General features: G+C 63.7%; 24 protein-coding genes. 19 read left to right on the top strand and 5 right to left on the bottom strand.

Translation table 11 applies throughout. The features are described from left to right. Window positions 1–7 precede the first annotated feature (7 nt). The 10 genes from EBQ26_RS03115 to EBQ26_RS03160 all read left to right on the top strand — a co-directional run bounded on the left by EBQ26_RS03115 (window position 8) and on the right by EBQ26_RS03160 (window position 6,275). Complete coding sequence (locus EBQ26_RS03115; RefSeq protein ID WP_122237574.1) at window positions 8–787, top strand: helix-turn-helix transcriptional regulator; 780 nt, start codon at window positions 8–10, stop codon at window positions 785–787. 177 nt (window positions 788–964) lie between these two features. Beyond that, entirely contained in the window at window positions 965–1,630 is a 666-nt protein-coding gene (locus tag EBQ26_RS03120) for a glutathione S-transferase (RefSeq protein WP_122237575.1), read from the top strand. 60 nt (window positions 1,631–1,690) lie between these two features. Further along, on the top strand, window positions 1,691–2,128 hold the full coding sequence (locus EBQ26_RS03125; protein ID WP_122237576.1) for a VOC family protein: 438 nt from the start codon (window positions 1,691–1,693) through the stop codon (window positions 2,126–2,128). Window positions 2,129–2,230: 102 nt separating this feature from the next. Continuing rightward, window positions 2,231–2,563, top strand: coding sequence for a DUF2834 domain-containing protein (locus EBQ26_RS03130; RefSeq protein WP_122237577.1), 333 nt, complete (start codon window positions 2,231–2,233; stop codon window positions 2,561–2,563). Next, complete coding sequence (locus tag EBQ26_RS03135; RefSeq protein ID WP_122237578.1) at window positions 2,560–3,279, top strand: SDR family oxidoreductase; 720 nt, start codon at window positions 2,560–2,562, stop codon at window positions 3,277–3,279. Before EBQ26_RS03130 ends, EBQ26_RS03135 begins: the two co-directional genes overlap by 4 nt. A gap of 182 nt (window positions 3,280–3,461) precedes the next feature. Beyond that, window positions 3,462–3,932, top strand: coding sequence for a GNAT family N-acetyltransferase (locus EBQ26_RS03140; RefSeq protein ID WP_122237579.1), 471 nt, complete (start codon window positions 3,462–3,464; stop codon window positions 3,930–3,932). A 137-nt stretch (window positions 3,933–4,069) separates the two neighbouring features. Continuing rightward, a complete protein-coding gene (locus tag EBQ26_RS03145) occupies window positions 4,070–4,696 on the top strand; it encodes a glutathione S-transferase family protein (RefSeq protein ID WP_122237580.1) in 627 nt (208 codons plus the stop codon). 47 nt (window positions 4,697–4,743) lie between these two features. Further along, entirely contained in the window at window positions 4,744–5,280 is a 537-nt protein-coding gene (locus tag EBQ26_RS03150) for a GFA family protein (protein WP_122237581.1), read from the top strand. Then, window positions 5,273–6,007 carry a DNA alkylation repair protein gene (locus EBQ26_RS03155; protein ID WP_238944104.1) on the top strand — a complete coding sequence of 245 codons (735 nt, stop codon included), beginning with the start codon at window positions 5,273–5,275 and terminating at the stop codon, window positions 6,005–6,007. The genes EBQ26_RS03150 and EBQ26_RS03155 overlap by 8 nt, the downstream gene beginning before the upstream one ends. Before the next feature lie 97 nt (window positions 6,008–6,104). Then, window positions 6,105–6,275 carry a hypothetical protein gene (locus EBQ26_RS03160; protein ID WP_238944105.1) on the top strand — a complete coding sequence of 57 codons (171 nt, stop codon included), beginning with the start codon at window positions 6,105–6,107 and terminating at the stop codon, window positions 6,273–6,275. A 49-nt stretch (window positions 6,276–6,324) separates the two neighbouring features. On the opposite strand, the gene EBQ26_RS03165 is transcribed toward EBQ26_RS03160, so the two are convergent. Then, complete coding sequence (locus EBQ26_RS03165) at window positions 6,325–7,233, bottom strand: LysR family transcriptional regulator (RefSeq protein WP_122237582.1); 909 nt, start codon at window positions 7,231–7,233, stop codon at window positions 6,325–6,327. Window positions 7,234–7,406: 173 nt separating this feature from the next. Here EBQ26_RS03165 and EBQ26_RS03170 point away from each other — a divergent pair, with 173 nt between their 5' ends. Continuing rightward, a complete protein-coding gene (locus EBQ26_RS03170) occupies window positions 7,407–8,606 on the top strand; it encodes an MFS transporter (protein ID WP_122237583.1) in 1,200 nt (399 codons plus the stop codon). Between the two features lie 19 nt (window positions 8,607–8,625). After that, window positions 8,626–9,669: an aldo/keto reductase gene (locus EBQ26_RS03175; protein ID WP_122237584.1), complete on the top strand. Its 1,044-nt coding sequence runs from the start codon at window positions 8,626–8,628 to the stop codon at window positions 9,667–9,669. 44 nt (window positions 9,670–9,713) lie between these two features. Here the strand turns inward: EBQ26_RS03175 and EBQ26_RS03180 are convergent, their stop codons facing one another. Further along, window positions 9,714–10,244, bottom strand: a complete 531-nt coding sequence (locus tag EBQ26_RS03180) for a MarR family winged helix-turn-helix transcriptional regulator (RefSeq protein WP_238944106.1) — start codon at window positions 10,242–10,244, stop codon at window positions 9,714–9,716. A gap of 107 nt (window positions 10,245–10,351) precedes the next feature. Here EBQ26_RS03180 and EBQ26_RS03185 point away from each other — a divergent pair, with 107 nt between their 5' ends. From EBQ26_RS03185 to EBQ26_RS03210, 6 genes are all read left to right on the top strand, one after another. Continuing rightward, window positions 10,352–11,248, top strand: coding sequence for an EamA family transporter (locus tag EBQ26_RS03185; RefSeq protein WP_122237585.1), 897 nt, complete (start codon window positions 10,352–10,354; stop codon window positions 11,246–11,248). Next, window positions 11,245–11,850 carry a nitroreductase family protein gene (locus tag EBQ26_RS03190; RefSeq protein ID WP_122237586.1) on the top strand — a complete coding sequence of 202 codons (606 nt, stop codon included), beginning with the start codon at window positions 11,245–11,247 and terminating at the stop codon, window positions 11,848–11,850. The genes EBQ26_RS03185 and EBQ26_RS03190 overlap by 4 nt, the downstream gene beginning before the upstream one ends. An 86-nt stretch (window positions 11,851–11,936) precedes the next feature. Further along, on the top strand, window positions 11,937–12,158 hold the full coding sequence (locus EBQ26_RS03195; RefSeq protein WP_122237587.1) for an AbrB/MazE/SpoVT family DNA-binding domain-containing protein: 222 nt from the start codon (window positions 11,937–11,939) through the stop codon (window positions 12,156–12,158). Further along, window positions 12,155–12,592: a putative toxin-antitoxin system toxin component, PIN family gene (locus EBQ26_RS03200; protein ID WP_122237588.1), complete on the top strand. Its 438-nt coding sequence runs from the start codon at window positions 12,155–12,157 to the stop codon at window positions 12,590–12,592. Before EBQ26_RS03195 ends, EBQ26_RS03200 begins: the two co-directional genes overlap by 4 nt. Window positions 12,593–12,619: 27 nt before the next feature. Continuing rightward, entirely contained in the window at window positions 12,620–13,036 is a 417-nt protein-coding gene (locus EBQ26_RS03205) for a nuclear transport factor 2 family protein (protein WP_124864101.1), read from the top strand. A gap of 310 nt (window positions 13,037–13,346) precedes the next feature. Beyond that, window positions 13,347–13,616, top strand: a complete 270-nt coding sequence (locus EBQ26_RS03210; RefSeq protein WP_390614161.1) for a MerR family transcriptional regulator — start codon at window positions 13,347–13,349, stop codon at window positions 13,614–13,616. A gap of 78 nt (window positions 13,617–13,694) precedes the next feature. Here the strand turns inward: EBQ26_RS03210 and EBQ26_RS03215 are convergent, their stop codons facing one another. Both EBQ26_RS03215 and EBQ26_RS03220 read right to left on the bottom strand, forming a co-directional pair. Next, complete coding sequence (locus tag EBQ26_RS03215) at window positions 13,695–14,768, bottom strand: metal-dependent hydrolase (protein WP_122237591.1); 1,074 nt, start codon at window positions 14,766–14,768, stop codon at window positions 13,695–13,697. A gap of 96 nt (window positions 14,769–14,864) precedes the next feature. Next, on the bottom strand, window positions 14,865–15,539 hold the full coding sequence (locus tag EBQ26_RS03220) for an FMN-dependent NADH-azoreductase (protein WP_122237592.1): 675 nt from the start codon (window positions 15,537–15,539) through the stop codon (window positions 14,865–14,867). A gap of 115 nt (window positions 15,540–15,654) precedes the next feature. On the opposite strand from EBQ26_RS03220, the gene EBQ26_RS03225 reads away from it, so the two are divergent. Beyond that, window positions 15,655–16,560, top strand: coding sequence for a LysR substrate-binding domain-containing protein (locus tag EBQ26_RS03225; RefSeq protein WP_122237593.1), 906 nt, complete (start codon window positions 15,655–15,657; stop codon window positions 16,558–16,560). A gap of 191 nt (window positions 16,561–16,751) precedes the next feature. On the opposite strand, the gene EBQ26_RS03230 is transcribed toward EBQ26_RS03225, so the two are convergent. Continuing rightward, window positions 16,752–17,951, bottom strand: coding sequence for a benzoate/H(+) symporter BenE family transporter (locus tag EBQ26_RS03230; RefSeq protein WP_122237594.1), 1,200 nt, complete (start codon window positions 17,949–17,951; stop codon window positions 16,752–16,754). Between the last annotated feature and the right edge of the window lie 178 nt (window positions 17,952–18,129).

An 18,129-nucleotide genomic window follows, 5' to 3' on the forward strand; every position in this document is an offset into this window, starting at 1 on the left:
TCCCGCCATGATCGACGTGGATGCCATCACCGCCCATATCCGTGCCCAGCTGCACCAAGACCCCAGCCCGGCGCAAATTGCCGCGCATTTCGGGGTCAATCGCTTTGCCCTGAGCCGCTGGTTTCGCGCCGAAACCGGGTTGAGCCTGCGCGATTACATCGCCGCGCTGAAAATCGAGCAGGGCATTGCCCCGCTGGTACAAGGCCAGCCAGTGATTGCCTCGCAACTGGAGGCCGGCCATGCCAGCGCCGCCACCTATGCGCATCGCTTCCGCGCCCATACCGGGCAAAGCCCGCGCGACTACCGCGCACAGGCCGCCACCTTCAGCGCCACCTTGCGGCAAGCGCTGCATGATGGCCGCGCCCGGGTACTGCCCTACCATGGCTTCGACCCCGCCGCCCATCCGCAAACGCATGCGCTCAGCGTGGAAATACAGGGCGAAGGGCTGGCATCGCTGGTGTTTGTCGGGCTATTTCCCGAGCCGATTCCGCGCGGCGTGCCGGTACTGGGGCGGGCGCTGTTCCATACCCGCTGCTTTGTCATCGACCATATTCCCGACGGCCGCTACCACTTGCTCGGCTGCGAAATGCGCCCCAGCCTGAACCCGCTGGATTTCTTCCGCCTTGACCACTGCCTGCGCGCCCTGCATCCCGAGCCGATTACCTTCCCGCTGCCCGCGCCGCAAACGCTTGATTTGGCCTTCCGCCCGCTGCGTCCGAGCGACCCGCCGATCACCGTCAATATGCCCAAACTGCTGTTTGACTACCTGCGCCAGCGCAATCCGTGACAAATACTGCACCGCGCTTTGCGGCAGGATGGCGAGCCTGACCATCCCCGTTGAGCGACTTTGCCCTGTAGGGTGTGCCCTTCATCGGTTTGTGAAGCAGGTCTGTGGCAGAGATCAACGCATCGCCGCGCAGACTGCCCGAAAACGGCATTGAAAAACCCATAAGGAGCGTTTGCCATGATCACTCTTTACGCACTCAAGCAATCCCGCGCCTACCGCATTGCCTGGTTGCTGGAATTGCTCGGCCTGGAATATCGCGCGGAAGTCATGGCGCGCGATGCCGAAACCGCGCTGGCGCCCGACAGCCTGCGCCGCATCCACCCGCTGGGCAAATCGCCGCTGATAGACGACAACGGCCTGGTACTGGCCGAAAGCGGCGCGATTATCGAATACCTGATGACCCGGTATGGAGAGGAAACCGCGTTGAAACCGCCGGTCGATAGCCCGGTTTATCCCGACTACCTGTTCTGGCTGCATTACGCCGAAGGCTCGCTGATGCCGTTATTGGTCATGTCGCTGGTCTTTCGCAAAATCGAAACGCGCAAAATGCCGTTTTTCGTCAAACCCATTGCCCGCAAGATTACCGGCGGCGTGCGCGCCGCGTTTTTGAACCCGCAACTCAAGCGGCATCTGGAATTTGTTGAAAGCAAACTGGCAGGCCGCGTCTGGCTGCTGGGCGAAGAAATCAGCGCCGCCGATGTGATGATGAGCTTTCCACTACAGGCTGCGGTGTCGCGCACCGCGCTGGATTTGCCCCATATCGCCGCCTACGTGCGCCGCATCGAGGCCGACCCGGCCTGGCAGCGCGCAAGCGAGCGCCTCGGCAAACTGGAATTGCTCTAACGCATCCATTTTCATCTGCGCCACAGGCGCACCCATTCACCTCACTGAAGGAGAAGCCCCATGAAACTCAGCCCCTATCTTTATTTCAACGGCAATTGCGCCGAGGCAATGGCGTTTTACGCCGAACTCTTGGGCGCCAAGCTGGAAATCATGACTTATGCACAAATTCCGTCCGATCCCGACATGCCGCCGCTGTCCGAAGCCGATAAAACCAAAGTCGCGCACAGCCAGCTGATGCATAACGGCGAACGCCTGCTCAACGCCAGCGACAGCCTGCCGGCCTTTTGCAGCGAAGGCGGCTTCCAGCCCATGCAAGGCTTTCAGGTGGCGATTAACGTCGATACCCTGGCCGAGGGCGAGCGCATTTTCCGGGCGCTTTCGGAAGGCGGGCAGGTGCAAATGCCGTTTGCCGAAACCTTCTGGGCCAAGGGCTTTGGCATCGTCACCGACCGCTTCGGCACCCCGTGGCAGGTGAATGCCGAACTGCAAAGCTACTGAATGCGGCAGGGCGGCAGCCGTTGATTGATCGCTGACCGTCTGGTGCGCCATTTCCGGCTGCTTTAACCATGACGGATATGGCAACTTGCAGGAGAACTCCGCATGCAACGGCTTTACCTCGCCCTGTGCCTGATCGGCACCGCTCTGCCACTGGCGCAGTTCATCCCGTGGCTGGCCGAGCATGGCCTGCACCTGTCGCTGATGTGGCAGCAAATTCAGGCCGACCGGCTGTCGGCCTTTGTCTGGGCCGATGTCGTGGTATCGGCCTTGGCGCTGATCGCCTTCGTGCTGGTAGAAAGTCGCCGCATCGGCCTGCGACATGGGCCGCTGGCTTTGCTTGGGCTGGCGGTTGGCGTGTCACTGGCGCTGCCGCTGTTTCTGTGGCTGCGCCAGCGGCGTCTTGACCACGCTTCATCGCAGGGAGCAAACCCATGAACACATCCGGCCACAAAGTGCTGATTACCGGCGGCGCCAGCGGCATCGGGCTGGCGTTGGCCAAGCGTTTCCACGCTGCGGGCAACTCGGTAGTGCTGGCAGGCCGCCGCGCCGATGCCCTGGCCGAGGCGGCGCGCGCCTTGCCCGGCGCGCAAACGGCAGTGGCCGACATCACCCAGCCTGCCGACCGCGCCCGGCTGTTGCAGGCGCATGGCGATATTTCCATCCTGGTCAACAACGCCGGCATCCAGATCAACCGACCCCTGCTTGAGCAAGACCAGTCCGACATCCGCCACGAGCTGGAAACCAATCTGGCCGCGCCAGTGCTGCTGACCCATGCGTTTCTGCCCGCGCTGCTGCGCCAGCCGCAGGCGGCCATTGTCAATGTCTCCTCGGGTCTGGCGCTGGTGCCCAAGGAGGCGGCCAGCATCTATTGCGCCAGCAAGGCCGCGCTGCACAGTTTTTCGCAAACCCTGCGCTGGCAGCTGGAAGGCACGCCGGTGCAAGTGTTCGAGCTGTTGCCGCCCTTGGTGGATACCGCCATGACCCAAGGCCGCGGCAAGGGCAAGATCAGCCCCGATGCATTGGCCGCCGAGTTCTGGCGCGCTTTCGCGGCCGACCGCCATGAGGTGCTGGGCGGCAAAACTCGCCTGCTGGCGCTGATCCAGCGCCTCTCGCCCGCACTGGCGCAGCGCATCATGCGCAAGGGCTTGTAGCGCGGCTTGGCGATTGGCAAAGGACGGCATCATCGGCCTTATGCGGTATTGCGGCAGACGTTGCTGGGGCTGCCTGAAACCACTTCAGGCAGCCTCGCGCTGATTTGAAGACGCCAAATCCACCGCGTGCCTGTTTCAAAATGAATTTGTTTCATTAAAAATGACGCAAGCGGGGGGCTGGCATGATTTATGAAATAAGAGAATTAAGGCCTTGCGAAATCAATCTGTTGAATGAATTTCTGTATGAGGCGATTTTCATTCCTGAAGGGGCGCAAGCGCCGCCCAAAGATATTGTGAACCACCCTGATTTGCAAAAATATGTTGCCGATTTTGGCAGAAAAGATGATGTCTGTTATGTGGCGGAAGTCGAGGGCAGGGTGGCAGGGGCGGTATGGACGCGTATCATCCATGATTTTGGCCATGTTGATGATGAAACGCCATCCCTTTCCATTTCGCTTTTCAAGGAATACAGAAATTTGGGTGTTGGCACGGCGCTTATGCAACAAATTCTTTTGGCTTTGAAAGAGCGGGGATACAGGCAAGTTTCGCTTTCGATTCAAAAGGCCAATCCTGCGCTGCGCATGTATGAAAAATTGGGTTTTGAAATTGCCCGCGAAAATGAACAAGACTGCATCATGATTCGCGGACTTTGATTGATGAAGCCCCCGGAATATGGCCGGACAAAACCTGCTTTCTGTTCCTGCGCGCAATCCGTGACAAATGCCGCACGGCGATTTGCGGCAGGATGGCCGCTCTTGTACGACAGACACATTCACTTTGGAGACACCCCATGATGATCCTCACCACCTTTGACACCGCACCCGACTTCGCCATCGGCTTTGTGCGCGACATCCGCGTGCGCTGGGCGCTGGAAGAAGCGGGTCTGCCCTACCGCGTGGAAAGCACTTCCATACAGCACCGCACCCACTTCGACCATCAACCTTTCGGACAAGCGCCTTTCTTTCGTGACGGCGAGATCGCCTTGTTTGAAAGCGGCGCCATCCTGCTGCATGTGGGCGAAAAAAGCCCAAAACTCTTGCCCGCCGATGCGCAAGCCCGCGCACAAGCCGTCAGTTGGCTGTTTGCCGCACTCAACACCGTGGAGCTTTCCGCCTACCGCCTGTTCCGCTACCGGCTACAGCAATCCCCCGACGAACCCATTTGGCGCGGCGACGTGCAAGCCACCCTGAACCATTGTCTGAGCCGCATGGAAACCGTGTTGCAAAACCGCGAATGGCTGGCGGGAGATTTCAGCGTAGCGGATATCGCCATGAGCGATGTGCTGCGTCTGGCGGCGCACTTCGGCGCGCTGACCGACGCCCCCGCCTGCCGCGATTACGTGGCTCGCGCCACCGCCCGCCCCGCCTTCGTCAAAGCGCACCAAGACCAGCTGGCGCACTTCGGCAAGACGGCTTGATCCCTCATGTTGTCCAAAAATACATAACCACGTAAGGAGAAACATTCATGACCCCATCCATTCCACTGGCCTGCCGCTGCGGCAAGGCGCAAATGGAAGTGATCGGTGCGCCGTTTATGGTGACCGAATGCCTGTGCAACAGCTGTCGCGCCGCCGCCGGGCGTTTGGCGACGCTTCCGCAGGCGCACAACTTGCTCACGCCCCTGGGCGCGACGGCAACCGCCCTGTATCGCAAAGACCGCGTGCGCTTTGTGGAGGGCTTTGAGCGTCTGGCCGAATTTCGCCTGACGGACGACGCGGGCACCCGGCGCGTGGTCGCCACCTGCTGCAACACGCCCATGTTCATGGAGCTCAAGGGTGCGCACTGGCTGGATATTTACCTGCATCTGTGGCCGGCGGCTTCCCGCCCCAAGCCGCAAATGCGCACCATGACGAGCGATCTGGCCGACGCCTCAAACCTACCTGACGATTTGCCCAATCTGCCCAAGCAATCGCTGGGGTTTTACGCCAAGCTGTTGGGCGCGTGGATAGGCATGGGCTTCAAAAATCCGCCCATTGCCATCAAGGAGAAGCTGCATGTCTGACGACAAAATCGCCATCGAAAACATCAATACGCCGGGCAAAACCGCCCACCCCAAGCCTGAGCATAAGACCATGATCGACAGCGAAGCATTACTGGCCGCTTTGCACAGCGCCGCTGACCCCGAGCGCGCCGTGCCGATGAAGGCGTATATGAAAAACCGCTTTGATTATCTGGGCATTGCCAAGCCCCACATCGCCCAGATTTGCAAGCCGTTTTTCAAGCAGGCGGCAAAACAGGATATTGATTGGCGATTCGTCGCCCAATGCTGGGAAAGCCCGTACCGCGAGCTGCAATATTGCGCACTGAACTATTTGAAAGCCATGCAAAAACAGCTCACGCCGCAAGACATCCCCCGCCTTGAAAAACTGATTACTGAAAAATCGTGGTGGGACACGTCCGACGTGCTCGACCGCATTGTCGGCGGCATTGCCTTGAATTACTCGGAAGTGAACGCCGTGCTGCTGGACTGGAGCCGCAGCGATAATATCTGGCTGCGGCGCGTCGCCATCGATCACCAGCTTTTGCGCAAAGAAAAAACCGATGCCGCGCTCCTGGAGCAAATTATCCGCAACAACCTGGCGCAAAAAGAATTTTTCATCAACAAAGCCATCGGTTGGGCATTGCGTGACTACAGCAAAACCAACCCCGCATGGGTGCGTGCATTCATCACCCGCCACCGAAGCCACATGGCGGCTTTGAGTATCCGCGAAGCGGAAAAGTATCTGTGATGCTGCCTGAAAGCTTTTCAGGCAGCCTGGTCGGTGGGGCGCAAGGGTTTTTTAGAGCGTGTTATGCACTTTCCGGCCCCCGTGCGAGAACGCCTCGGTGTGCGCAGTACAAAGCGCCGTCTGCACCGTCGCCGACTGGACGCTCAGCGCCGAACACATGGCGCAACTGGACGCCGCCAGCTTCCGCATGCCGTCCTATCCCTACTACCCCTATTGGAACGGCCAGTTCGCCGAACTCAACCCGCCGCCGGTGGCTGCAGGGGTTTAGCAGGGGCACGCCGAATCCGCGCTCATTCTTTCTGCATGAGCGTTGCCGCTCAGGGGGGATGCCAATCAAGCCCGGCCAGCGCTTCGGCCAGGTAATCGACAAAGGCGCGCACGCGCGGCGGGGTGTGGCTGCGGGTGGGCATCACGGCGTAGATGCCGCTGTCGGGCAGGCGGCAGTCGGGCAGCACGCGCTCCAGCCGCCCGGCGCGCAGGTCTTGGTGTATGTGCCAGAGGGAGTGGATGGCGATGCCCAGCCCGGCGATGGCGGCCTGGCGCAGGGCGTCGCCGTAGTTGCTGGCCAGGCGGCCGTGCACGCGCACGCTTTCTTCTTCGCCTTCGGGGTTGATGAGGCGCCAGTAGTAGTGCGGGCGGGGGTGGCTGTGGTGCAGCAGGCAGTCGTGTTCGGCCAGGTCGGCAATGCGCTGCGGCGCGCCGCGGGTTTTCAGGTAGCCGGGGGCGGCGACGAGCGCGCGGTGGTTGTCGGCCAGGCGTCGGGCGATCAGGCTGGAGTCGCTCAGCGCGCCGATGCGGATGGCCAGGTCAAAGCCGTCGCCCGCCAGGTCGATGGGGCGGTCATCCAGATGCAGGCAGATGTGCAATTGCGGGTGGGCGGCGAGAAAGCCAGGCAAGAGCGGGTTGAGGTAGTGGCTGCCGAAAGAAGGCGGGGCGGTGAGGCGCAGGGCGCCGCTGATGCGCTGGCTGTGCTGTTGCAGGCGGCTGGCGAGGGCTTCGAGTTCGGCCACCAGCGGGCGGCCTTCTTGGGCTAGCGCCAGCCCTTCCGGGGTGGGGTGCAGGCGGCGCGTGGTGCGGTGCAGAAGGCGCAGGCCCAGTTCGCTTTCCAGCCGTTGCAGGCGCTGGCTGGCGACGGCGGGGGAGATGTCCATGTGCCGCGCGGCGGCGCTGATGGAGCCGCTGTCGAGCACTTGCAGGAACAGGGCGATGTCGCTCAAGCGATTCATGGCGTTTGCGGCAGGCGGGCGGCGCTTGCCTGATGGCGCGGGTGGTTCGCGGTGGCCGTAGTGGTCATTTTGGCTCCTTTTTCAATTTTCCTTTGAAAGAGATTCAAGAATACGCCGGTTTATCTGGGTAATCAAAAAGCGGATAGTGCGCGCTTTTCCACGATAAGAAAAGGATGTCCATGCCGCTTTCTGCCCCCCAACGCCTGCCGCTGGCGGTGTATGCGCTGACCATTGGCGCGTTCGGCATCGGCACGACCGAGTTCGTCATCATGGGGCTCTTGGTGCAGGTGGCCGCCGAGTTGCAGGTGACGCTGCCGCAGGCGGGTTGGTTGATTTCCGCTTATGCGTTGGGGGTGTTTTTCGGCGCGCCGCTGCTCACGCTGGCCACGCGGCGCTTGCCGCACAAGGCCACGCTGCTGGGGCTGATGGCGGTGTTTACCCTGGGCAATCTGGCCTGCGCGCTGGCGCCCAGCTATGGCTGGCTGCTGGCGGCGCGGGTGTTGACGGCGCTGGCGCACGGCAGCTATTTCGGCGTGGGGTCGGTGGTGGCGGCGCAGCTGGCGCCGCCGAACAGACAGGCGCAGGCGATTGCCCTGATGTTTACCGGGCTGACGCTGGCCACCTTGCTGGGCGTGCCCGCCGGAGCCTGGCTGGGTTTGCACTACGGTTGGCGCTCGACCTTTTGGGCGGTAACGGCCATTGGCGCGCTGGCGGCGCTGGTGGTGCTGGTCTTGGTGCCGCGCACGCAGGCCGATGCGCCGCCGGGTCGGGTGCGCGATGAGGTGCGCCAAGCGCTGCGCCTGCCGGTGCTGCTGGGGCTGGGCATGACGGTATTGGGCTTTGGCGGCCTGTTCGTGGTGCACAGCTATATCCAGCCCATTCTGATGGAAGCGGCCGGATTTGCTGAAAGCGCGGTCGCGCCCATCCTGCTGCTGTTCGGCGTGGGCATGGTCATCGGCGGCTTGGCGGGCGGCAAGCTGGCCGATCGCGGCGTGGCGCGCGCGTTGCTGATCAGCCTGCCGGGGCTGGCCGCCGTGCTGGCTCTGATGACCGCCGCCTTACCCAGCCGCCCGGCGGCGGCAGGGTTCTCTCTGCTGTTGGGCACGGCCGCCTTTGCCACCGTGCCCGCGCTGCAAATGTGGGTGCTGCAACGCGCAGGCCGGGCGCAAAGCCTGGCCTCCAGTCTCAACATCGGCGCGTTCAACCTGGGCAATGCCATTGGCGCATGGCTGGGCGGCGTGGTCATCGCCCAGGGGCTGGGCCTGCACGTACTGCCGTTGTTCGCTGCTGTCATGCCGCTGCTGGCCACGATTGTGGCCTGGGCGGCCATCCGGCGCGAGCGCTTGCGCCGACCTAAAAACCTTTTCCACTGATATCCAAGGAGTCATTCCCATGCAATACCGCTTCCTCGGCCAATCCGGCCTGAAAGTTTCCGCCTTCGGCTTCGGCGTGGGCACCTTTGGCGGCAAAGGGCCGCTGTTTTCCGCCTGGGGCGATACCGATGCCCATGACGCGCGCCGCCTGCTGGATATCGCCATCGAGGCGGGCGTCAATTTCTTCGACACCGCCGACGTCTATTCCGACGGCGAATCCGAGCGCGTGCTGGGCGAAGCCATGCGCGGGCGACGCGACCAAATCATCTTGTCCACCAAAACCGCGCTGCGCCTGGGCGAAGGCGTCAACGACGCCGGCGCATCCCGCCATCGCCTCTTGCGCGCGGTGGACGCCAGCTTGCAGCGCCTGGGCACGGATTACATCGACCTCTTGCAACTGCACGCTTTTGACGCCCGCGCCCCGCTGGAAGAAACCTGGCGCGCCTTGGACGACTTGGTGCGCGCGGGCAAACTGCGCTACGTGGGCGCCTCCAACTACGCCGGCTGGCAGCTGATGAAAGCGCTTGGCATCAGCGAACGCCGCGGCTGGGCGCGGCCGGTGGCGCATCAGGTGTACTACTCGCTGATTGGCCGCGATTACGAATGGGAGCTGATGCCGCTGGCGCTCGACCAAGGCGTGGCCGCAGTGGTGTGGAGCCCGCTGGGCTGGGGGCGGCTGACCGGCAAACTGCACCGCGGCCAGCCCCTGCCTGAAGGCAGCCGCCTGCACCAAACCGCGCAATTTGCCCCGCCTGTTGCGGACGAACACCTGTGGCGCGTTACCGATGCGCTGGACGCCATCGCCGCCGACACCGGCCGCCCCGTGCCGCAAATCGCCCTCAACTGGCTGCTGCAACGCCCCAGCGTCGCCACCGTACTGATCGGCGCACGCAACGAAGAACAGCTGCGGCAAAACCTCGCCGCCGCCGACTGGACGCTCAGCGCCGAGCACATGGCGCAACTGGATGCGGCGAGCTTCCGCATGCCGCCCTATCCCTACTACCCCTACTGGAACGGCCAGTTCGCCGAACTCAACCCGCCGCCGGTGACTGGAGCCGCTTAGCGCAGTGCGCCAGGCCCGCGCCAGCTTTGCGTGAGCGCCTATGCTCAAGGATTCGCTATCTGCCTCTCCAACACCCGCAGCAGGGCGGCGAGGCCGGCATCGAGTTGCTGGCGGGCGTCGGGCGGCAGGGCGGCGAGCAGGCGGGCTTCGTTGTCCACGTGGGGGGGGAGGGCGGCTTCGATCAGCGCTTTGCCGCTGTCGGTCAGCTGCACCAGCAGGCTGCGGGCGTCGTCGGGGTTGGTCAGGCGGCGGATCCAGCCTTGCGCTTCCAGTTGTTTGAGGCGTTGGGTCATGGTGCCGGAGGTGATCATCAGCGCCGCGAACAGGGCGGTGGGGCTCAGCGTATAAGGCGCGCCGCTGCGGCGCAGGGTGGCGAGCACGTCGAAGCCGCCGCTGCTGAGGCCATGTTCGGCAAAGACGGCTTCAAGCCGGGGCTGGATCAGCGCGGCGCAGCGCTTGAGGCGGCCGATCAGTGCCATGTCGGCGGTGGGCAGCTCAGGCAGCTCGCGCTGCCATTGGGCGACGATGGCGTCTACGGCATCGGGCATTGCTTGGTGATCGGGGTGGGTCTTCATGGGCGGTTCCTTGGCGGGCAACAGGTCGTCATTTTATCTTGACTTAAAGATAAATGGCGAGCAGAATGGATTTGTCTTTAATTGAAGATAAATCGACAGGAGCCTCCATGAACCCGCCTCCCGCCCGTTATCCCCTGCTGCTGTTCACCACGGCGCTGGCGCCGCTGATCTGGGGCAGCACGTATTTGGTCACCACCGAGTTTCTGCCGCCGGATCGGCCTTTTTACGCGGCTTTGCTGCGCTGCCTGCCCGCCGGGCTGTTGTTGCTGTTGTGGACACGGCGCTGGCCGCAGCGCGGCGAATGGCTGCGGCTGCTGCTGTTGGGCGTGCTCAATATCGGCCTGTTCCAAGCCATGCTGTTTGTGGCCGCCTATCGCCTGCCGGGCGGGCTGGCGGCCATTCTCACCTCGACGCAAATCCTGATGGTGCTGGCGTTGTCCTGGCTGTTGGGGCGGCAGCCGCAGCCCAGGGCGGCGTGGTATTGGGCGCTGGCGGGCGTGGCCGGTATTGCGCTGCTGGTGTATTCGCCGCAGGCGCGGTTCGATGTCTTGGGCATGGTCGCGGCGCTGGCCGGGGCGGCCTCGATGGCGCTGGGGCTGTGGTTTTCCAAGCGCTGGCAGTCGTCCATGCCGCTGCTGGCTTTTACCGGCTGGCAGCTGGTGGCCGGCGGCCTGTTCCTGCTGCCGCTGGCGCTGTGGCTGGAAGCGCCGCTGCCGGCGCTGACCCTGCGCCACTGGGGCGGCTACCTGTATTTGTGCCTGGTGGGCGCGGTGCTGGCCTATGCGCTGTTTTTCCGCGGCATCCGCCTGCTGCCGCCTGCGGTGGTGTCCTCGCTGGGCTTGCTCAGCCCGGTGTGCGCCTTCGCGCTGGGCTGGGTGTTTCTCGACCAGCGCCTGAGCCTGCCCGCGCTGCTGGGCTTCGGGCTGGTGCTGTGCGCCATCTACGGCGTGCAACGCGCCTTGCAGGGCAAGGCTTTCCAAAATGCGTCCAAGGAGTCTTCATGAATCTGATTGAACTGCTGCGCCAGCGCAGCTCCGCCCATGCCTTTGCCGAAAGCGCCATCAGCGATGCCGAGCTGCGGCATCTGGCGCAGGCCGCCAGCCTCGCGCCCTCGGCCTTCCATCTGCAAAACTGGCGCTTCACCGCCGTGTGCTCGCCCGAGGCCAAGCAGGCTTTGTACGAAGCGGCTTTCAGGCAGCCCAAGATCTTGCAGGCCGCCGCTGTTTTCATCATCAGCGGCGATCTGCTGGGTTACCAAGCCCTGGCAGCCAGGCTGCAGCCGGTGGTCGCGGCCGGACAAATGGATCAGGCCACCGCCGACGGCTGGGTGGCGTTCGCCCAGTCGGCCTTCCACGAACAACCCCAGGCCCAGCGCGACGAGGCCATGCGCAGCGCCTCACTGGCGGCCATGGCGCTGATGCTGGCCGCTACCGAGGCAGGCTGGGCCAGCTGCCCCATGAGCGGCTTCGAGCCCGCCGCCGTGCGCCAGCTGGCAGGCCTGCCGGAAAGCCACTTGCCCGTGCTGCTGGTGGCCGTGGGCAAAGCGGCGGCGACCCAGGCGCAGAAAGTGCGGGCGCCGGTCGAGCAGCTATGGCGGCGGATTTGAGGGGTTGGAAATAGCGTCGCTGATTGCTTGTAATTGCCATTGAAGGGAGTAAGATTTCCTTACTTCATCTTTTGAGGGAACAAGCCATGCTCGCCAAACTGACGGTCAAAAACCAGATCACCTTGCCCAAGGCAGCCATTTCGGCAGTCGATGCCGCCGAATATTTCGATGTGCAGGTTGAAAACGGCCGCATCGTGCTGACGCCGGTGCGCATCCATCAGGCTCAGGTCGTGCGCGACCAATTGCAGCAGCTGGGCATCAGCGAGCAAGACGTGGCAGACGCCATCGCCTGGGCGCGGCGCGGATGACAAACGCTGCGCCCCGCGTCGTACTCGATACCAATGTGGTGCTTTCCGCCCTGTTGTTCAGCAACGGGCGGCTGGCTTGGCTACGCCACGCCTGGCAACGCGGGCAGCTGCGCCCCCTGGTCTGCAAGCCCACGGCCAGCGAGTTGCTGCGCGTGCTGGCCTATCCAAAATTCAAGTTGACCGCGCAGCAGCAACAGGATTTGCTGGCCGACTTTCTGCCCTATGCGCAAGTGGTTCAGCTTCCCGAAGCTTGGCCCGAACTGCCCGCCTGCCGGGATGAAAAAGACCAGGTATTTCTGGCGCTGGCGCATGTGGGTCAGGCGCAGGCGCTGATTACTGGCGATGCCGATTTGCTGGCCTTGCGCGAGGATTTTCCCGCTGGTTGGATCGTCACGCCGCAGGCGTGGGCGATGCAGCACGGCATGGTGGGCTGAAGGAGATCAGGCTGAAGGAGGTGGGCATTGAAAGGCACGGACAAGCCCATGCGGCAGAGTGAACTAAATCCAGCAGATGTCGCGATATTGGTATCGCTGGAACAGGCCATGTGGCGAGCAGAAACCCGGTTTGATCCGGTATTCATGGCGCGGCACTTGGCTGCCGACTTCATCGAACTGGGTCGCTCCGGGCGTAGCTATACCCGGGAACAGTGTCTGGCCGCAGCACCACAGCCAATCGCTTGCCGCTTGCCATTGCCCAATCTGCATGTGCGTCTTTTGGATGCCGATACCGCACAGTTGCTGTATGACAGCATCGTGACGCGAGAAACGGGAGCGCTGGAGTACACGCACCGCTCGTCCCTATGGACACGCACGGCCCATGGCTGGGTCATGCGCTTTCATCAGGGCACCCCGTTCGTACCTGATGCATCCGGGGCATGACTCGGGGGGCGGCGATCAATCTTGCGGCAGCCAGCGCAGCTTGAAGCGCAGCGAAAACCCGGCATGGCCAAGCTGGATGATTTCAATAATTGTTGGGTTACGGCCTGAGCCAATCCGCAGCATCCGATTGTCACACCCCGAGGGCGGACCGCCGCAGGTGTTTTTTGAGCGACGCCTTTTGGCAAATGCCCCCTGAATCAAGCAGGCTGAACGCTGATTTTCCAATCAAAGCGGTTTCAGGCAGCCTTGGCTCTTTCAGTCGCGCTGGCTTGGGCAGGAGGGTGGTCTGTCATTGGACGAGATTCGCGCCATGCTCTCTGCCCAGGGTGCGCCGCAAGTGGACAGAAAGCTGCTGCTGGCCAAAGCGGACGAAATCGATGCAACCATCAAACGCCTGAAAGCCATGAGCGAATGTTTGCGGCACACAGCCGTGTGCCCAGCGCCCAGCCACGCCCAGTGCCCCACATTCCAGCGCCTGCTGAAGGCGGCAACAGCGGCGCGATTGAGGTGCAGCAGGCAGACGCCGGGTGCAAACAAGGCCGCGCCGACCAGTTCGCAGGGGCATGCGGGATCTGGCTGACAGCCTGTTGGCATGGATACATCCGCGCTCTGCCCCGGTTGAAAGCAGCTTGTACAGTGCTGATGCGGATGCCGCAGGTCACGGCAAGGGCGCCGCCGCCCGGCTATCAAAAATGCGCCGCCACACCCAGCCCAGCGGTATGGTGCGGCTGTGGGGGCTGCTCACTCGCGTGATTTCAGGCGCTGGCGTCCATTGGCCTTGCGCATCCATGCCGGCAATGTCGTAGCGGAAGAAGTAATCCGGCTCCAGCCCCATGCGCAGGTCGGAGAGGATCAGCCGTTGTTGGCCGTCGCGTTGTTGCGGCTGTGCGCCGACAAATCCGTTCGTGAACCACAACAGGCGCTGCACCTTCGGTTCGGAGGCGAGTTGTGACAGCGCCCGGTTGTCGCTGGCGTGGAATGTGAAGGTCATCGCTCCGCCATCAAGCAAGGAACGATCGCCGATCCAGTAACCATCCGGCGTCATCGCGATCACGCGCCAGAGCATCGTATTGAGCGGCAGCGGCATGGAAAGGCGCGGGGCATTTTGCAAGCCCATAGCCGCCAGGCTTTGCGAGGCCGAGCGATCCACCCAGAGTTTGGCGGCGACGCTCCAGCCAAGATAGGCCGAACTGGCCAGCAATCCGGCCAGCAGCCAGCGGCGCGCTGCGATGGTTCGAGAATCGTCATGCAATGCCGGCTGCGTGGCGCGCGGCGACAACCGCCACGCGGCGATGACGCCCGCCAGCAGTGGCAGGGTGTACAGCGGGTCAATGATGAATATGCTCGACCACATCACTGGCGGCATGGGCAGCGGCCATAAAAGTTGCGTGCCGTACACCGTGAACGCATCCAGCAGGGGATGGGTCAGCAGCGCCAGCCAAATGGCCCATAGCCACGGCCGTGGCGCTTGGCGCACAAGCTGGCTGCGCTTTTTCGCCAGCCGCCACAGCAGCCAGCCCAGCGCGGCCAATACCAACAGCGAATGCGATGGCCCGCGATGCCAGGTGACTTCCGTGACGGCATCGCTGCCCGCCAGCTTGAACCAGAGCACATCCAGATCAGGCAAGGTGCCCAGCGCCGCACCGGCAAGCAATGCGGCGCGGCGGTGCGCGGCAGGGACGGCCAAGGCTGCCGCGCTGCTGCCAAGAGCGATTTGGGTTAATGAATCCATGCAGGTCCTTCGCAACTGTTTTTCATCAAGCGCTTCATGGCCTGCGGCTGCCCGGCTGTGGCGCCAGCGGCGCTCATGTCCGCAGACCGGCCACACTTATGCCATCGCAGCCGTCAGCCGCGCCGCCAGCGCATCCACCGCAGCTTCGGCATCGCGCAGCGATTGCGCCAGCCGTTCGTCGGCGTATTCGTCGTATTCCACGACGATACTGTGATGTTCGGTAATGCCCAGATAGGACAGCGCAGTGAACAGGCTGGCTTCGACGTGGTTTTTGCCCTGCATCTTGCCGCCGTCGTAGCCGTAATCGCCGCGCGAGGTGAGCACCACGGCGCGCTTACCCAACCCGGCCAAGAGCGGCCAGTACGGATCGCCTGCGCGGCTGCGGTCAAAGCCGAAGGTGCGCCCCACGCGCACGATGTTGTCCACCCAGGCCTTGCACTGGGCGGGCGGGCCAAAGTTGTACATGGGCACGCCGGCCACGATGACATCGGCCGCCAGCAGCTCGTCAATCAAGGCATCGCTTTCGCGCAGCGCCTCGTGCATCCAGTCCTCGCGCTGCGCTTCGGGGGTGAAGGCGGCGTGTATCCATTGGCCGCTCACAGGCGTGGGCGGATGCTGGCCGACGTCGCGGTAAATCACGCGCGCGTCGGGCTGGTGCTGTCGCCATTGCGCGATGAAGCGGGCCGACAGGCGGCGGGTGTGCGAGCCGTAGGCATCCTGGCCGGAAAGGCCGGGGCGGGCGCTGGCGTCCAAATGAAGCAAAGTGGTCATGGGTTTTCCTTTTGACGGATGAATCAAATGAATGTGAAAACCCATTTTGAGCTTGAGCTGTATTGACGACAAACGGTATATTTTCAGTCAATGAATAACTTTTGCTCATCTATATATGTCCCGTTTATTGCCTTCGCTCGATGCCTTGGCCGTGTTTGAGGCGGCGGCGCGTCTGGGCAGTTTCAAGGCGGCGGCAGTGGAGCTTTCCGTCAGCGCCACGGCGGTCAGCCACCGCATCCGCGCGCTGGAGGAAGCGCTGGGCTGTGCGCTGTTTGTGCGGCAGGTGCGCGCCGTGGCTTTGACGGCGGAAGGGCGGCTGCTGTGGGCGGCGGTCAGCGATGGGCTGGACGGCATCGCCGCCGCCGTGGCGCGCATGCGCAGCCCCGGGCGGGCGCGGGTAACGCTATCGGTCACGCCCGATTTCGCCGGACAATGGCTGGTGCCCAAGCTGGCGGCATTTCAGGCCGCCTGCCCGGCGGTGGACTTGCACGTACACGCCAGTTACCAACCGGTGGATTTGAACGCGGGCGCCGCCGATTTGGCCGTGCGCTATGGTCAAGGGCCGTGGCCCGGCGTACAGGCCGAGGCGCTGTTTCAAGAATGCTTCGCCCCCGTGGCCGCGCCCTGGCTCAAGCAACGCCTGCCGGCCGATGCCACGCAATGGCCGCTGATTCACCTGAACTGGCGCGGGCCTGCGCAACAGGCGCTGGACTGGGCCGCCTGGGCGCGCGCCGCCAGCCTGCCGCCGCAGGCCATGCAAACCGGCGCGCACTATTCCGACGGCACCCACGCCCTGCAAGCCGCCCTGGCCGGGCAAGGCGTCGCCCTGCTGGGCTTGCCGCTGCTGCGCGAGGAACTGCGCCTGAACCTGCTGGAAGTGGTGCGCGAGCCGTATCTGCCGGGAGAGCTCTATCACGTCTGCACCCCTGCCAAACGCCCCATCGGCCCCGCCACGCAAACGGTGAAAGAGTGGCTATTGGGCTGGAGCGGGGATGTCAATTCAGACCTGGAAAATGCGTGAAGGGCGGCAAGCGCAGCTTGAGGCGCAGCGAAAACCCAACATGGCAGGCCCGCGCTGCTGGGCTTCGGGCTGGTGCTGTGCGCCATCTACGGCGTGCAACGCGCCTTGCATAACAACGCATCCGAAGCGTTTGACTCATGAGGCTGATATTTCACTGGAGTGTGCTCGGCCGAGGGCAGGCAGGCTCTAAATCAATGATTGGTGTGGGAGGGCTTGGCCCGGTATTGCTGCACGAACAGCGCCGCCACGCCGGCCACCACGCCCCAGAAGGCCGAGCCGATGCCCGCGAGGCTGACGCCCGAGAGGGTGACGAGAAACGAAATCAGCGCTGCTTCGCGCTGGCTTTCGTCGGCCATGGCCTGCGCCAGGCCGCTGCCGATGCTGCCCAGCAAGGCGATACCGGCGATGGCCAGCACCAGCTCTTTGGGGAAGGCCAGCAGCAGGCCGGTGAGCACGCCCGCAAAGCAGGCCACCAGCAAATACAGCAGGCCGCAAACCACTGCGCCGGTGTAGCGGCGCGCGGGGTCTTCGTGTGCGCCGGGGCCCATGCAGATGGCGGCGGTGATGGAGGAGAGGTTGACGGAAAAGCACCCGAAGGGCGCGAGAGCGAACGTCACCAGCCCGGTCAGCGTAATCAGCCCGGAGACGGGCATGAAATAGCCGGTGGCGCGCATCACGGCCACGCCGGGCAGGTTTTGCGAGGCCATGGTGACGATGAACAGCGGCAGCGTGATGCTGACGAAGGCGCTGAAGGTGAACTCGGGCCAGGTGAACACGGGCGAGGCCAGTTCCAGAGCGCCGATGGCCGCCCATTGCATGCGCCCGCTGAGGCTGGCATGGGCCAGGCCCGCCAGCAGGGTGACGATGACGGCGTAGCGCGGCAGCCAACGGCGCGCGGCCAGGTAGGCCAGCAGCATCAGCGCCAGCATGACGGGGGCGGTTTGGGCGGTGGCAAAGCCGTCGAGCGCGAAGCGCCCGAGCACGCCCGCCAGCAGTGCGTTGGCCAGCGCCAGGGGGATGCGGCCCATGGCGCGCTCGAACCAGCCGGTGGCGCCCACGAGCACGATCAGCGCCGCGCTCATCATGAAAGCGCCCACGCCTTGGGCCAGCGTAAAGCCGTTGCCGCTGGCGGCCGTGGTGGCGATGACGACGGCGCCGGGCACGGACCAGCCGGACATGACGGGCTTTTTCAGCAGCAGCGAGGGCACGAGCGCCACCAGGCCGCAGCCCAGGCTGATAGCCCAGATCCAGGAGGTGATGTGCTCGGGCGTGGCGCCCAGCGCCTGCGCGGCCTGGTAGATGATGGCGGTGGAGCTGGTAAAGGCCACCAGCACGGCGACAAAGCCTGCGATGACGGTGGAGGCGCTGAGATCGCGCCAGAGTTGTCGCATGGGGTGATGAGCGGTTGAAAAAGCCTGGAGAAAAAGCCCGGAGAGGGGCGGACGCAGCGCACGCCAAAGGGGGCGATGGTGGCGCAAATGCCGCCAGGGGGGAAGCGGGGTTTTCATGGGGCGGCGGGGCAAGGCTTGCTCGGTTTGCTGTCTTTTATTGCAAATCAAAAGGAAATAA

This window comes from Allofranklinella schreckenbergeri (assembly GCF_003703475.1).
Classification (GTDB): domain Bacteria; phylum Pseudomonadota; class Gammaproteobacteria; order Burkholderiales; family Burkholderiaceae_C; genus Lampropedia; species Lampropedia schreckenbergeri.